13 protein-coding genes are annotated in these 14121 nt (G+C 72.2%); 11 read left to right on the top strand and 2 right to left on the bottom strand.

All coding sequences use genetic code 11. The features are described from left to right. Positions 1 to 205 precede the first annotated feature (205 nt). From tilS to folE, 4 genes are all read left to right on the top strand, one after another. The gene (gene tilS / locus ACFV0O_RS38635; RefSeq protein WP_380349045.1) at positions 206 to 1333 is read left to right on the top strand and encodes a tRNA lysidine(34) synthetase TilS; all 1128 of its coding nucleotides are present in this window, start codon (positions 206 to 208) and stop codon (positions 1331 to 1333) included. Positions 1334 to 1405: 72 nt separating this feature from the next. Next, positions 1406 to 1960 carry a hypoxanthine phosphoribosyltransferase gene (hpt, locus tag ACFV0O_RS38630; protein WP_030059589.1) on the top strand — a complete coding sequence of 185 codons (555 nt, stop codon included), beginning with the start codon at positions 1406 to 1408 and terminating at the stop codon, positions 1958 to 1960. A gap of 227 nt (positions 1961 to 2187) precedes the next feature. Next, the gene (gene ftsH, locus ACFV0O_RS38625; RefSeq protein ID WP_360264076.1) at positions 2188 to 4242 is read left to right on the top strand and encodes an ATP-dependent zinc metalloprotease FtsH; all 2055 of its coding nucleotides are present in this window, start codon (positions 2188 to 2190) and stop codon (positions 4240 to 4242) included. A gap of 107 nt (positions 4243 to 4349) precedes the next feature. Then, entirely contained in the window at positions 4350 to 4955 is a 606-nt protein-coding gene (gene folE, locus ACFV0O_RS38620; protein ID WP_329883966.1) for a GTP cyclohydrolase I FolE, read from the top strand. A 26-nt stretch (positions 4956 to 4981) separates the two neighbouring features. On the opposite strand, the gene ACFV0O_RS38615 is transcribed toward folE, so the two are convergent. Together ACFV0O_RS38615 and ACFV0O_RS38610 are read right to left on the bottom strand one after the other, a co-directional pair. After that, positions 4982 to 5770, bottom strand: a complete 789-nt coding sequence (locus ACFV0O_RS38615) for a ferritin-like domain-containing protein (protein WP_380349042.1) — start codon at positions 5768 to 5770, stop codon at positions 4982 to 4984. A gap of 118 nt (positions 5771 to 5888) precedes the next feature. Continuing rightward, positions 5889 to 7043 (bottom strand): alpha/beta hydrolase, encoded by a 1155-nt coding sequence (locus ACFV0O_RS38610; RefSeq protein WP_380349040.1) that lies wholly within the window; start codon positions 7041 to 7043, stop codon positions 5889 to 5891. A gap of 379 nt (positions 7044 to 7422) precedes the next feature. On the opposite strand from ACFV0O_RS38610, the gene ACFV0O_RS38605 reads away from it, so the two are divergent. The 7 genes from ACFV0O_RS38605 to ACFV0O_RS38575 all read left to right on the top strand — a co-directional run bounded on the left by ACFV0O_RS38605 (position 7423) and on the right by ACFV0O_RS38575 (position 14009). After that, positions 7423 to 9264, top strand: a complete 1842-nt coding sequence (locus ACFV0O_RS38605; RefSeq protein WP_380349038.1) for a phosphatidylglycerol lysyltransferase domain-containing protein — start codon at positions 7423 to 7425, stop codon at positions 9262 to 9264. A gap of 86 nt (positions 9265 to 9350) precedes the next feature. Continuing rightward, a complete protein-coding gene (gene folP / locus ACFV0O_RS38600) occupies positions 9351 to 10223 on the top strand; it encodes a dihydropteroate synthase (RefSeq protein ID WP_380349036.1) in 873 nt (290 codons plus the stop codon). Between the two features lie 28 nt (positions 10224 to 10251). After that, complete coding sequence (locus tag ACFV0O_RS38595; RefSeq protein ID WP_360264090.1) at positions 10252 to 10731, top strand: nuclear transport factor 2 family protein; 480 nt, start codon at positions 10252 to 10254, stop codon at positions 10729 to 10731. 247 nt (positions 10732 to 10978) lie between these two features. Continuing rightward, entirely contained in the window at positions 10979 to 11338 is a 360-nt protein-coding gene (folB, locus tag ACFV0O_RS38590; RefSeq protein ID WP_030059580.1) for a dihydroneopterin aldolase, read from the top strand. Positions 11339 to 11458: 120 nt separating this feature from the next. Further along, positions 11459 to 12058 (top strand): 2-amino-4-hydroxy-6-hydroxymethyldihydropteridine diphosphokinase, encoded by a 600-nt coding sequence (gene folK, locus ACFV0O_RS38585; protein WP_360264092.1) that lies wholly within the window; start codon positions 11459 to 11461, stop codon positions 12056 to 12058. A 170-nt stretch (positions 12059 to 12228) separates the two neighbouring features. Then, positions 12229 to 12717: a DUF3180 domain-containing protein gene (locus tag ACFV0O_RS38580; protein WP_380349034.1), complete on the top strand. Its 489-nt coding sequence runs from the start codon at positions 12229 to 12231 to the stop codon at positions 12715 to 12717. A gap of 122 nt (positions 12718 to 12839) precedes the next feature. Continuing rightward, a complete protein-coding gene (locus tag ACFV0O_RS38575; RefSeq protein WP_380349033.1) occupies positions 12840 to 14009 on the top strand; it encodes a hypothetical protein in 1170 nt (389 codons plus the stop codon). Positions 14010 to 14121: the final 112 nt, after the last annotated feature.

Here is a 14121-nt window from a genome sequence, read left to right as displayed (position 1 = left end):
GGTCCAATCGGGCAGAGGGCGAGTGAAGAAGCGTTTCTTCATTCACCCGAACGTGGGACGGTGGTCGTACCGGTGGCGCGGGTGGCGTAGCGGGTCGCGACTTTCTGCCACCATCTGTGAGCGCCCGGTAACAGGGTGCTCATGCAGGTGCGCGGTCCCCGCCGCCCGCCGCAGTCCTGTCCCCTCCGTCGAGGAGTCGTCCGCCGTGGGCCCTCACCCCGCCGTCGCCGCGATACGCCTGGCCGTTCGCCGCACGCTCACCGACCTCGCCGCCGAGGCCGGTTCCACCTTCACCGCGCCCGTGCGCGAGCCCCGCGAGCGCCCCGCCGTGGCGCCGCTGGTGGGTGCCGCCGTCGGCACCACCCTGATCGGCAACGCCGCTCGCCACCCGTCCGGGTTGCCCCGCACCCCGGCCGCGCCCGGCTCGCCGCTGGTCCTGGTCGCCGTCAGCGGCGGTGCGGACTCCATGGCGCTGGCCATCGCCACCGCCTTCGAGGCCCCCAAGATCGGCCTGCGGGTCGGCGCCGTCACCGTCGACCACGGCCTGCAGCCCGGCTCCGCCGAGCGCGCCGACCAGGTCGCCGACCGGCTGCGCTCGCTCGGCCTCGACCCGGTCGAGGCGGTCCCGGTCCGGGTCGGCCGCGCCGGCGGCCCGGAGGCCGCCGCCCGGGACGCCCGCTACGCGGCCCTGGACGAGGCCGCCGAGCGTCACGGCGCGATCGCCGTGCTGCTCGGCCACACCCGGGACGACCAGGCCGAGACCGTGCTGCTGGGCCTGGCCCGCGGTTCGGGCGCCCGCTCGCTGGCCGGGATGCCGGCCCAGAAGGGCCGCTACCGCCGCCCCCTGCTGGAACTGGATCGGGCCGCCACCCGGCAGGCCTGCTCCGCGCAGTCGATCCCGGTCTGGGACGACCCGCACAACTGTGATCCCGCCTACACCCGCTCCCGGGTCCGCCACGAGGTGCTGCCGGTGCTGGAGAAGCACCTGGGCGGCGGCGTGGTCGAGGCGCTGGCCCGCACCGCCCGGCTGTTCCGCGACGACGCCGACGCCCTCGACCAGTGGGCCTCTCTGGCCGAACGCGACCTCCGTACGGGCGAAGGCACCCTGGACGCCGTCAAACTGGCCGAACTCCCGCCGGCCGTCCGGCGCCGGGTGCTGCGCCGGGCCGCGCTGCGGGCGGGCTGTCCGGCCGGGGACCTGTTCGCCCGGCACCTGGAGACGATCGACCTGCTGGTCACCGGATGGCGGGGCCAGGGACCGCTGCACCTACCCGGGGGCGTCGAGGCCACCCGCAGGTGTGGCACGCTGGTCTTCCGGCGGCAGGGTGACTGACGGGCGAGGCACGCCCCTGGGGGAGCCGGCCGCCGGCCACACAGACCCCGAACGTTTGAGGACGTATCCCCGGTGGACCAGAACGACATGGGCGCTGACCTCGCGAAGGTGCTCATCAGCAAGGACGAGATCGACGCCAAGCTCCTGGAGCTTGCCGAGCGCATCGACCGGGACTACGCAGGCAAGGACCTGCTGATCGTCGGCGTCCTCAAGGGTGCCGTGATGGTCATGGCCGACCTCGCCCGGGCCCTGCACTCGCAGGTCACCATGGACTGGATGGCCGTTTCCTCGTACGGGATGGGCACCAAGTCCTCCGGCGTGGTGCGGATCCTGAAGGACCTGGACACCGACATCGCCGGCCGTGACGTCCTGATCGTCGAGGACATCATCGACTCCGGTCTGACGCTGTCCTGGCTGCTGGGCAACCTGGGGTCGCGCGGCCCGGCCTCGCTGGAGGTCTGCACCCTGCTGCGCAAGCCGGACGCGGCCAAGGTCGAGATCGACGTGAAGTACGTCGGTTTCGACATTCCGAACGAGTTCGTGGTCGGCTACGGCCTGGACTACGCGGAGAAGCTGCGTAATCTCCCCTTCATCGGCACCCTCGCCCCGCACGTCTACGGCGGCTGAGGGCCCGTTCGGGTTATGGGCGGGAACAGTAGGTTGTTCCCGCCCGTTGGACCGGGGGGACCAAAGAACCACAGCCGTGTCGCCGCGCTCCCGCCATGGGTGGGTCCGACTGCGGTACGGTCCAATAAACCGCTCTTCACATGAGCACCGATTCGGATGCGCCGCGGCCCACAGCCACCCGGCGCCGTTGAGTGGCAGGAGGGACGGGGCGGCAACGCCCCGCATGGATGGACGTCAAGCGATACTTCCGTGCGCCGATCATGTGGATCGTGCTGGCCGTCCTCGCCGTCATCGTCTTGATGCAGGTCGTTTCGGACTCGAACGGCTACAAGACGGTGGACACCGGCCAGGTCGTCGCGGCGATCGACGCGCACAACGTCAAGTCGGCGCAGATCACCACCGGTGACTCGAACACGATCAAGATCCAGCTGAAGGACGGCGCAACGCTGCCCACCGCCGGTACGGGCAAGACCCCGTCCGGTACCAAGTTCCAGGCCTCGTACATCGGCGACCAGGGTGTCGCGATCGCCGACAAGCTGCAGGCCCAGATCAACGACAAGGACGCGAGCACGCTCGCCGAGGGCTACACCGTCAGCCCGGAGAAGCAGAGCACCTTCGTCAGCCTGCTGCTGTCGATGCTGCCGATCGTGATCATCGTCCTGGTCTTCCTGTTCCTGATGAACCAGATGCAGGGCGGCGGTTCCCGCGTCATGCAGTTCGGCAAGTCCAAGGCCAAGCTGCTCACCAAGGACACCCCGAAGACCACCTTCTCCGACGTCGCAGGCGCGGACGAGGCGGTCGAGGAGCTCCACGAGATCAAGGAGTTCCTGCAGGAGCCGGCCAAGTTCCAGGCCGTCGGCGCCAAGATCCCCAAGGGTGTGCTGCTCTACGGCCCGCCCGGTACCGGCAAGACCCTGCTGGCGCGTGCCGTCGCGGGCGAGGCCGGGGTGCCGTTCTACTCCATCTCCGGCTCGGACTTCGTCGAGATGTTCGTCGGTGTCGGCGCCAGCCGCGTCCGCGACCTCTTCGAGCAGGCCAAGGCGAACGCCCCGGCGATCGTCTTCGTCGACGAGATCGACGCCGTCGGCCGGCACCGCGGTGCGGGTCTCGGCGGCGGCCACGACGAGCGCGAGCAGACCCTCAACCAGCTGCTGGTCGAGATGGACGGCTTCGACGTCAAGGGCGGCGTGATCCTGATCGCCGCGACCAACCGCCCCGACATCCTGGACCCGGCGCTGCTGCGCCCGGGCCGCTTCGACCGCCAGATCGCGGTGGAGCGCCCCGACCTCCAGGGCCGGCTGGACATCCTCAAGGTGCACCAGAAGGGCAAGCCGATCGCGCCCGACGTCGACCTGTCGGCCGTCGCCAAGCGCACCCCCGGCTTCACCGGTGCCGACCTGTCGAACGTCCTCAACGAGGCGGCGCTGCTGACCGCCCGTTCGGACAAGAAGCTGATCGACAACGGCATCCTGGACGAGGCGATCGACCGCGTCGTGGCGGGTCCGCAGAAGCGCACGCGGATCATGTCCGACAAGGAGAAGAAGATCACCGCGTACCACGAGGGCGGTCACGCCCTGGTCGCGGCGGCCTGCCAGTACAGCGACCCGGTGCACAAGATCACCATCCTGTCCCGCGGCCGGGCCCTCGGCTACACCATGGTGCTGCCGGACGAGGACAAGTACTCCACCACCCGCAACGAGATGCTCGACCAGCTGGCCTACATGCTGGGCGGGCGCGCGGCGGAGGAGCTGGTCTTCCACGACCCGACCACCGGTGCCTCGAACGACATCGAGAAGGCCACCGCCACGGCGCGGGCCATGGTCACCCAGTACGGCATGACCGAGCGTCTGGGCGCGATCAAGTTCGGGTCCGACAACTCGGAGCCGTTCCTGGGCCGTGAGATGGGCCACCAGCGCGACTACTCGGAAGAGGTCGCCGCGCTGGTCGACGAAGAGGTCAAGAAGCTCATCGAGAGCGCGCACAACGAGGCCTGGGAGATCCTGGTCGAGAACCGCGACGTGCTCGACAACCTGGTGCTGGAGCTCCTGGAGAAGGAGACCCTGAACAAGGAGCAGATCGCCGAGGTCTTCGCCCCGATCGTCAAGCGTCCGGCCCGGCCGGCGTGGACGGGTTCCACCCGTCGTACGCCGTCCACCCGGCCGCCGGTGCAGTCCCCGAAGGAGCTGGCGCTCACCAACGGCGCCGCTGCCGGGGAGGCCGCTCCGGTCGACGTCGTGAAGCTCCCGCCGCTGCCGGCGGCCGAGCCGCCGGTCGAGGGCTGATCCCGGTCCCGTAGGGAATGGATGCCGCGTCACCAGGGTTTGTACCCTGGAGGCGCGGCATCCGTGCTGTTCAGCCAGAGTCTTCCCCACATGTAAGCGAGGCCCGCATGATCGACCCGGTGACGCTCGACGGTCCGCCCGCCGTCGGGACCTTCGACCAGAAGCGGGCCGAGAACGCCATTCGCGAGCTGCTGCTCGCCGTGGGGGAGGACCCGGACCGCGAGGGCCTGCTGGAGACCCCGGCCCGGGTCGCGCGCGCCTACAAGGAGATATTCGCGGGCCTGTGGCAGGAGCCGGAGGAGGTCCTGACGACGACCTTCGACCTCGGCCACGACGAGATGGTGCTGGTCAAGGACATCGAGCTGACCTCGGTCTGCGAGCACCACCTGGTGCCGTTCCGCGGCGTGGCGCACGTCGGGTACATCCCGTCCACCAGCGGCAAGATCACCGGGCTGTCCAAGCTCGCCCGGCTGGTCGACGTCTACGCCCGCCGCCCGCAGGTGCAGGAGCGGTTGACCAGCCAGGTGGCCGACGCGCTGATGCGCATCCTGGAGCCGCGCGGGGCGATCGTCGTGGTCGAGTGCGAGCACATGTGCATGTCGATGCGAGGCATCCGCAAGCCCGGCGCCAAGACCATCACCTCGTGCGTGCGCGGCCAGCTGCGCGACCCGGCCACCCGGGCCGAGGCGATGAGCCTCATCATCGGCCGGTAGCCGGACGGCGCCGGAGGGCGAACGGCTCAGGGCACCTCGTGCTCCGCGTGCGGCGGAGCCGGGGTGCCCAGTGCGTTGCGGCGCTCGGGCATCCGCAGCGTGACCATCCGGCGCCAGCCGTAGGCGCGGTCGTACAGGTAGAGCGCGTGCACCCCGAGGGTGACCACGGCCAGCTGCCAGCGCGGCCAGCGCAGGATCCGGGCCATCCGGGCGGTGACCGCCAGGCCGACGTCACGGTGGGTGCGGATCTCGCCGCGGGCGCTGGTCTCCAGGGTGTGCCGGATGTACGGGCCGTGGCCCTCGGCCCGCAGCCGCAGCAGCTCCTCGTGGCAGTACGCGAGGTGGTTGTCCTCGTCGGCGGAGATCATCCGCATCGCCCGGCCGATCTCGGGGTTGTCCGCGTACACCTTGACCAGCTGGCGCATCTGCTCGGCGGCGCGCTGCTCGGTGACCCGGCTGTGCGCGAGGTAGGTGATGATCTCGCGGTCGGTCAGCGGGACGTCGCTGTTCAGCCGTTCGTGGGAGAGGCCGACGCCCTGGCGCTCCAGCAGCATGCAGTAGTCGGCCTCGTCCGGGACGGGCACCTTGGGCAGGCCGCGCTTGTTCAGCAGCTGGGTGAAGATCCGGCCGTGCTTGCGCTCGTCCGCGCCGTGCCGGGCGACCTTCGGGGCCAGGACCGGGTCGCGGGTGAGTGTGGTGATCCGCTCGTTCTCCCAGCCGCCCTGGTCCTCGCCGCCCGCCGCGATGCTGCAGAAGAGCTGGTACGCCTGGTCGTTCCGGTAGATCTCGTCGAAGAGGGATCGGGTGCTCAGCAAGGCGCCTCCTGCGCGGATCCGGGGTGGCGCCCGCCGAGGGTGGCGGGCGGACGGCCGCGATACGTTCCCCCGAGCCGTCGGCCGGACGGTCCGACCGGCGGGTAATCACTCACACGCGCTAGCCGAGGTGGGTGCCCAGCCATTCGAGCGAGGCCGGCAGCTCCTTGATCCAGCTGTCGATGTTGTGCCCGCCGTCGTCCAGGTAGAGCGAGTCGACCTTGAACTGCGGGTTGGCCGCCGCGACCTGGGTGGCCTGGTCGACGAACTGGACGGTCTGCGGGTAGTCCGACTCCTTGCGGGTGGACACCACCAGCACGTTGAGCGGCGGCACCGGCAGGTTCTGCAGGCGCCAGCCGAGGTCGTGCTGCTGGGCCAGCGCCTTGTCGCCGCTGAAGAGGTCGCCGCCGGTGTAGCCGTCCTGGCGCACGGTGAAGTCGCCGTGCAGGCTGGCCGCGCTGCCGAAGACGTTCGGGAAGCGCATCGCCAGGCGCAGCGCGCAGCTGCCCCCGGTGGAGTAGCCGAAGGTGGCCCAGGAGCCGGCGGTGCGGCCGACCCGGTAGGTGGCGAGGACGGCCTCGGGCACGTCCTTGGCGAACCAGGCCTCGGTGCGCGGCCCGCCGGGGACGTCCACGCACTCGGTGTCCCGGGACGGGACCACGCCGGGGCGGACCATCACCACGACGGTCGGCGGCATCTTGCCGGAGCGCTGCAGCTCGTACGCGGTCTGCGGGAGGGACAGGTCCTTGACCAGGTTCAGTGCCGTGCCCGGGTAGCCGGCGATGGCCAGCAGGACGGGAAAGCGGACCAGGGCGAACTTCGGGTCGAAGTACTCGGGCGGCAGGTAGACGAACATCTGGTCGGAGAAACCCGTCTCCTTGCCGCTGACCTGGACCGACTCGACCTTGCCGACCTCCTCGGGGGTGCCCTTCGGCAGGTTGGTGACGGTCTCCAGTCCGCCCTCGGTGGTCGGCTGGATCAGCGCGTCGGCGACCGGGGTGCCGCCCTTGTGGTTCTCGTTGCTGGTCAGCGCGAGCTTGGCGCCGCTGTGGCCGAGCAGGTCGTCCCAGGAGGTGTAGAACCCGAACGAGTTGTTCACCGACAGCGCGAGCACGGCCACGATCGACACTTGAACGACCGTCAGCAGGCCGATCCGGCCGAGCACCGGCAGCGGCCGCTGCCGGCCCAGCCGGGGCCAGACCCACAGGGTGGTGACCAGGGCCGCGGTTCCGAGTGCGAGCAGCGAGTTCATCAGTGCGTCGCTGGTCAGTTCCATGCGGTCGGCCTTCCGGTGGGACACTGTCGGGGCAGGCTCATCGTCTGGCGGCCCGTCAGGTGGGGCCACCGCAGCTAGGCTGTCCGGGCGCCCGGGAGGGGGCCGGGAGGGCGGGGGAAGTCGCAGGCAACCGGCACCCTAGAATGCGGCGTCCACCGTACGTAACGCGTCCCGGGGGGTCCTGCCGCGCCACGCTGCGGCGTTCCCCCGACTCCCGCCACCGGCTCAACCCCGCAGCGTGTCCACGGCCCCGGTTTACCGACCGTTTCCGGATCCTTGGTATGCGCATTGCCTGATGAAGGAATAGGCATGAAGGTCCATCACGCGTCCTCCCCCGGAGTGACCGGACACCGCACCGCAGCCTCTACGCTGAGCTTCCATGAGCGTTCCCGTGTCCGTTGAGCCGAGCCCCGAGCAGCCGCCGCGCCGTCGCCGCGGCCTGCAGACGCTGCGTACCCAGGCAGCCGCTGTGCCGAGGGCCTGGCTCCCGGGCGCGGTCGGCTACGCCTGTCTGCTGATCGGGCTGCTGGACATCGCCAGCGCGGTGTTCCCCAAGCTCCGGCACACCAGGGTGCACAGCTTCGCCGGGCAGCTGCCCGGCGGCACCACCAGCCTGGCCGCGGTCGGCACGCTGATGGTCGGCATCCTGCTGGTGCCGCTCGCCCACGCGCTGCGCCGGCGCAAGCGGCGGGCCTGGCGGGTGGTCTGCGTGCTGCTGCCGGTCAGCGCGGCGCTGCACATCGTGCGGTGGCACCAGATCGGTCCGGCGGTCGTGTCGCTGGCGGTCCTCGCGGTGATGCTGCTGCACCGGCGCGAGTTCTACGCCAAGGCCGACCCGCGCACCCGCTGGCGGGCGGTGGCCAACCTGGTCGTCATGGGCGTCCTCAGCGTGCTGCTCGGCCTGCTGATCGTGAGCACCCGGTCCAAGTACGAGATCGGGCACCCGGGTCTGGCCGAGCGCCTGGAGCACGTCGGGTACGGGCTGTTCGGCTTCGAGGGCCCGGTCCGCTACACCAACATCCGGATGTCCGACCTGGTCGCCTACCTGCTGGGCGGGCTGGGCCTGCTGACCGCCTTCACCACCGCCTACCTGGCGCTGCGCCCGGGCAAGCCCAAGCCCGAGCTCACCGAGGAGGACGAGGAGAAGGTCCGCGCGCTGCTGGCGCGGCACGGCGAGCGCGACTCGCTGGGCTACTTCGCGCTGCGCCGCGACAAGAGCGTGCTGTTCTCGCCCACCGGCAAGGCCGCGATCTCCTACCGGGTGGTCTCCGGCGTGATGCTGGCCTCGGGCGACCCGGTCGGCGACGTCGAGGCCTGGCCGGGCGCGATCAAGGTGTTCATGACCGAGGCGCGCGAGCACGCCTGGGTGCCGGCCGTGATGGGCTGCAGCGAGGTCGGCGGCGAGGTCTGGACCCGGGAGGCGGGCCTGGACGCGCTGGAGCTGGGCGACGAGGCGATCGTCGACACCGCCGCCTTCTCGCTCGCCGGCCGCGCCATGCGCAACGTCCGGCAGATGGTCAAGCGCATCGAGCGCAACGGCTACTCCTGCAAGGTGCGCCGGGTCTCCGAGCTCACCGCCGAGGAGAAGTACCGGATCGCCGACGCCGCCGCCCGCTGGCGCGGGACCGACACCGAGCGCGGCTTCTCGATGGCGCTGGGCCGCTTCGGCGACCCGCTGGACGACGACTGCGTGGTGGTCACCGCCCACAAGGAGCCGGAGGAGGGCGAGGGCGGCGACGACCTGAAGGCCGTGCTGCACTTCGTGCCCTGGGGGCCGGACGGCATCTCGCTGGAGCTGATGCGCCGCGACCGCGCCGCCGACCCCGGCCTGAACGAGCTGCTGATCGTCGCCGCCCTGCAGGCGGTGCCCGCGCTGGGCGTCCGCCGGGTGTCGCTCAACTTCGCGATGTTCCGCTCGGCACTGGCCCGCGGCGAGCGGATCGGCGCGGGCCCGGTGCTGCGCGCCTGGCGCGGACTGCTGGTGTTCCTGTCGCGCTGGTTCCAGATCGAGTCGCTGTACAAGTTCAACGCCAAGTTCCAGCCCGAGTGGGAGCCGCGCTTCCTGGTCTTCCCGAACACCCGGGACCTGCCGCGGATCGGCTTCGCCGCGATGCAGGCGGAGGCCTTCATCACCCTCGGCATGCCGCGCTTCGGCCGCAGGCGCCAGCGCCAGGGCCTGATGCCGGTCCCGTCGACCCGCGAGGTCACCGAGGCCGCCTGAGTGGCTCCGGTGCTCCGGACAGCGCCCCCGCCGGGATTCCCCGGCGGGGGCTCCGTTCGTTTTCGGCGCGTTCGATAATGGACAGCATGAGCGATTCGCCGTCCTTCTCCCTCCCGGCCGGTCTGCCGCGACTGGAACGCTGCGCCGTCATGGGCGTGGTCAACGTCACGCCCGACTCCTTCTCCGACGGCGGGCTCTGGCACGACCCCGCCAAGGCGATCGCGCACGGGCTGGCCCTGCGCGCCCGCGGCGCGGACCTGGTGGACGTCGGTGGCGAGTCCACCCGGCCCGGCTCGCAGCGGGTGCCCGAGGAGGAGGAGCTGCGCCGGGTGGTCCCGGTGGTGCGCGAGCTCGCCGACGCCGGAGTGATGGTCTCCGTCGACACCATGCGGGCCTCGGTCGCCGAGCGGGCCGTGGAGGCCGGCGCGGTGGTCGTCAACGACGTCTCCGGCGGGCTGGCGGACCCGGCGATGGCCCGGGTGGTCGCCGAGACCGGAGCGCCCTTCGTGGTGATGCACTGGCGCGGGCAGTCCGCCGACATGCAGCGGCTGGCCGTCTACGACGACGTGGTGCGGGACGTCGTCGCCGAGCTGACCGACCGGGTGGACGCGCTGCTGGCCGCCGGGGTCAAGGAGGACCAGCTGATCCTCGACCCGGGGCTCGGCTTCGCCAAGACCCCCGAGCACAACTGGGCGCTGCTCGGACGGCTGGACGCGCTCACCGCGCTCGGCCGTCCCGTCCTCGTGGCCGCTTCGCGCAAGCGGTTCCTGGGTACGCTGCTCGCCGACCCGGCAACCGGGGAACTGCGCCCGGCCCGGGAGCGCGACGACGCGACGGCCGCGGTGTCGGTGCTGTCGGCCCGGGCCGGAGCCTGGGCGGTGCGGGTGCACGACGTGTCCGGCACGGCGGACGCCGTCCGGGTGGTCGCGGCATGGCAGCGCGCGGCGCGGTTGGGGTGAGGGAGGGTCTGTGACAGGTGACGGCAGGTTGAGCGGTGGCACGGCCGGACGGGCCCGCGAGGCGGACCTGGAGGCCGTGCTGGCGGCGAACCGGGCACTCTACGAGGCGCTGGAACGGGGGGACCTGGAGGCGGTCGAGGAGGCCTGGCTGGGGGCCGCGGACGCCGACGACAAGGGCGGCGTGGTGTGCGTGCACCCCGGCTGGCCGGTGCTGCGCGGACGGGCCCAGGTGACCCGTTCGTACATGCTGATCATGATGAACACGGAGTACATCCAGTTCTTCCTGACCGACGTCGAGGCCGAGGTCCACGGTGATGTGGCCCTTGTCACGTGCACCGAGAACATCCTGTCCGGCGGCGAGGCGGAGGAGGAGGGCGAACTCGGACCGCTGGTCGGCGGAAAGGTCGTGTCGACCAATCTGTTCCGTCGTACCCCGGCCGGGTGGAAGCTCTGGTCCCACCACGGTTCACCCGTTCTGACCAGCGGCGACGAGGACGACGAGGACTGATTCCGGCAACTGCGCAAATGCGGTGGCGGTGCGCCTCCGGGGAATTCCCGAGTGGTCACCGAACGTTCACGTCAATCGCCGTTCAGGTGCGCGTGGCGTCGTTTCCTGCCGGGTAGGACGGTCAGGCGTTGTCCGTGCTCACGGGTAGATTCGAAACGGAGTGGCGGGCGTGCTGCCCGCCTTCGCCCTGCCCGTCCATGCCTTTCTCCGGGTGGGGCCCGTCCGACTGGGAGCAGTGATTCGTTTGCTGGACCGCGTCACCCTGCGGGGGCTGCGAGCCCGGGGCCACCACGGCGTCTTCGAGCGCGAGCGCGTCGAGGGCCAGACCTTCGTGGTCGACCTCGTGCTGTACCTGGACACCCGCCCCGCCGCGTCCGGAGACGACCTCACCCGCACGGCGCACTACGGCATCGTGGCCGAGGAGGTCACCGCGATCATCGCCGGGGAGCCGGTCGACCTGATCGAGACCCTGGCCCAGCGCATCGCCGACCAGTGCCTCAAGCACGAAGCGGTCGAGGAGGTCGAGGTCACCGTGCACAAGCCGGACGCCCCGATCACCGTGCCGTTCGACGACGTGACCGTGACCATCCACCGGGGCCGCGCATGACTGCCGCTGCGCGCCCGGTACTCGATGTAGAGGACTATCCCCGATGAGTGAGCGAAGCGAGCGAATGACCAAGAGGCACGCACGGGCGAATGCCTCTGCCGAGCGAAACGAGGCGGGCGCATGAGCACCAGCGACCCGACCGCCACGCCGAACGCGTTCGACCTGGAGAGCCGGGTGGACTCCGCCGACACCACCCTGCACAGCCAGCGCTGCGCGGTGATCGCGCTCGGCAGCAACCTGGGCAACCGGCTGGACACTCTGCAGGGCGCCGTCGACGCGCTCGCCGACACCCCGGGGCTGAAGATCAAGGCCGTCTCCGCGGTCTACGAGACCGAGGCCGTCGGCGGCCCCGAGGAACAGCCCAACTACTACAACGCGGTCGTCGTGCTGCGGACCTCGCTCCCCCCGCGGGACCTGCTGGAGCGCGGCAACGCGATCGAGGACGCCTTCGGGCGGGTGCGGACCGTGCACTGGGGCCCGCGCACCCTGGACGTCGACATCCTGGCCTACGAGGGCGAGGTCAGCGACGACCCGCAGCTGCTGCTGCCGCACCCCCGCTCGCACGAGCGGGCCTTCGTGCTGGCCCCCTGGCTGGACGCGCAGCCGGAGGCCGAGGTGCCCGGGCGCGGGCGGGTCGACGTGCTGCTGGACGCGCTCGGCGGCCCGGGCGCGCAGGGCGTGATCCGCCGCGAGGACATCCGGCTGACGCTGCCGGAGTAGTCCCCGGGGTCGTTGGTCGGGGAACTCGACCGGGGGCCCGGCCGTACCAGTAGGTGTCCGCCGTTCGCGCGGGTGTCCGCCCGGCCGGGCCCGGTACGGTGGCCTGGCGCCGCCCCGCCGGGTCACCGGGCGGCCGGCCGTTCTGGTACCCCGGGAAGGACCTCCTCCGAGTGAAGCTGCTTCGCCTCCGTCTGCTGATCGGCATCACCGCCGCCACGACGGCGCTGTCCTGGGCCGGCTCCAAGCTGTGGGCCTCCCTGGACACGCTGCCGGCGGTGCCGGGCGCGGCGCCGGTGGTGCTGGCGGCGGTGGCGGTGATCCTGCTGGCGACCGCGCTGTCGCTGCGGTCCCGGCTGAAGGCGGTGCGCGAGCGCCAGCCCGGCGCCAAGGGCGTCGACCCGCTGCTGGCGGCCCGGGCGCTGGTGCTGGGGCAGGCCAGCGCGCTGGTCTCGGCGGTGGTCACCGGCATCTACGCGGGCGCCGGGATCTACCTGCTGGGGGAGCTGGACGTGTCGGCCCGCAAGGACCAGGCCGTCACGGCCGGGTTCGCGGTGCTGGCGGGGGTCGCGGTGATCGCCGCGGCGCTCTGGCTCCAGCACGTCTGCAAGTTGCCGGAGAACCACGACGGTCCTAGTGGTCCGGCGGCTTCCCACCGCTGAGCAGGTCCCTTTTCGTGATCTTGAGTGAAAACCCGGGCACGTGCGGTAAAAACCGCCCCCTGTCAAGGGCGGAAGGGGACCCTGGGCTGACAGAGCCCCAATTCGCACGCTAGTTTCTTGGCATGTCTCGCGGACGCCACCGTCATTCCTCCGTCCTCGGCCGGGTGTTTCCCCCCACCGCCGCCGGCGTACTGCTGGTAGCCGCTCTGGCCGCTCTGCTTTTCAGTCAGGACACCATCCTGGTGCGCTCGGTGGGCATCGCGGCGCTGATCGCGACGCTCGGCTTCGCGCTGTTGCTGCGTCAGCGGGACAAGGCGGCCCGGGCGGCCGCCGAGATGTCCGCGGCGCAGCGCATGCGGGCCGAGGAGCGGTTCGAGGAGCAGCTGGCGGAGGCCGAGTACGCGGCGGAGGTCGCCGAGGAGCGGGCCACCCGGTTCGGGCGGCGGCTGACGGCGGAGAAGTCGCGCCTGGCGAAGGCGGAGACCGAGATCGCCCGGCTGCTGCGGGAGCGGGCCGTGACGGTGGCCGAGCAGGCGCTCAAGGAGGCCGAGGCGGCCCAGCGGGCGCTCGCCGCGAGCCGTCCCAAGTACCCGGCCAGTCCGGCCGCGTACGTGCGCGCGGCGGCCGTGCTGCGGCTGCTGGAGCGCCGCGCGGCCGAGCAGGAGGAGCGGCGGGCCCGTACGGCGGGTGCCGAGGTCGCGCTGCGGGCGCGCACCGCCCCGGTCGCCCAGGCCGCACCGGTGGCCGCACCCTCGTCGGTGCCCGCCCCGGTGGCGCCCGCGGTGCCCGCCCCGGCCCCCGCGCCGGCCCCCGCGCCGGAGGCGGAGTCGCCGGTGCGGCCCGCGCCGGTGCGCCCGGCGCTGACGGCGACGGTCGGTCAGCTCGGCGGGACGCAGGCCGTTCCGGCCGCGGCGCCCGTACCGGCGGAGCGGCACCGACCGCGGCCGGTGCAGTCCGGGCAGGTGCGCGGGCAGGGCTTCAGCTTCTTCGGTCGCGGTTCGGGCGCGCCGGTGCGCCCGGCGGCCCCGGCGCCGGCGGTGGGCAGCGTCGCCGAGCTGGGGGAGCGGACGGACCTGGCGGACGTGGTGGGCGACGAGGCGGTGGCTGCTAAGGCCGAGGCCGAGGCCCGGGCGGCGGAGTCGGCCGCGGTGCGGGGGGAGGCGCGGGAGCCGCAGGCGGCCGAGCGGGCGCAGTCGGACGGGTCGCAGCAGGACGGGCCGACCGTGGTGGACCTGACGCCGGAGGACGAGACCGAGCTGATCCAGCTGCCGGAGCTGCGCGCCTCGCGCTGAGCCGGGCGGACGACGAACCGCCCGGGGGGCGGGGGGGGGGGGGGGCGGGGGCGGCGCCCCCCCCCGCGGCGCGCCGGCGGGGGCGCGGGGGCGCGCGCCCGCGCGGCAGGGG

This window comes from Kitasatospora sp. NPDC059577 (assembly GCF_042735475.1).
Taxonomy (GTDB): domain Bacteria; phylum Actinomycetota; class Actinomycetes; order Streptomycetales; family Streptomycetaceae; genus Kitasatospora.
Note: the sequence above shows the minus strand (reverse complement) of the source record. Positions and strands in the feature narration are given on the sequence as shown.

Excerpts from the sequence above, each read along its gene's own strand:
- folK (WP_360264092.1), top strand. The coding sequence starts at position 11,459 with ATGAGCACCAGCGACCCGACCGCCACGCCGAACGCGTTCGACCTGGAG.
- ACFV0O_RS38575 (WP_380349033.1), top strand. The coding sequence starts at position 12,840 with ATGTCTCGCGGACGCCACCGTCATTCCTCCGTCCTCGGCCGGGTGTTT.
- ACFV0O_RS38610 (WP_380349040.1), bottom strand. The coding sequence starts at position 7,043 with ATGGAACTGACCAGCGACGCACTGATGAACTCGCTGCTCGCACTCGGA.
- ftsH (WP_360264076.1), top strand. The coding sequence starts at position 2,188 with ATGGACGTCAAGCGATACTTCCGTGCGCCGATCATGTGGATCGTGCTG.
- folP (WP_380349036.1), top strand. The coding sequence starts at position 9,351 with ATGAGCGATTCGCCGTCCTTCTCCCTCCCGGCCGGTCTGCCGCGACTG.
- folE (WP_329883966.1), top strand. The coding sequence starts at position 4,350 with ATGATCGACCCGGTGACGCTCGACGGTCCGCCCGCCGTCGGGACCTTC.
- ACFV0O_RS38605 (WP_380349038.1), top strand. The coding sequence starts at position 7,423 with ATGAGCGTTCCCGTGTCCGTTGAGCCGAGCCCCGAGCAGCCGCCGCGC.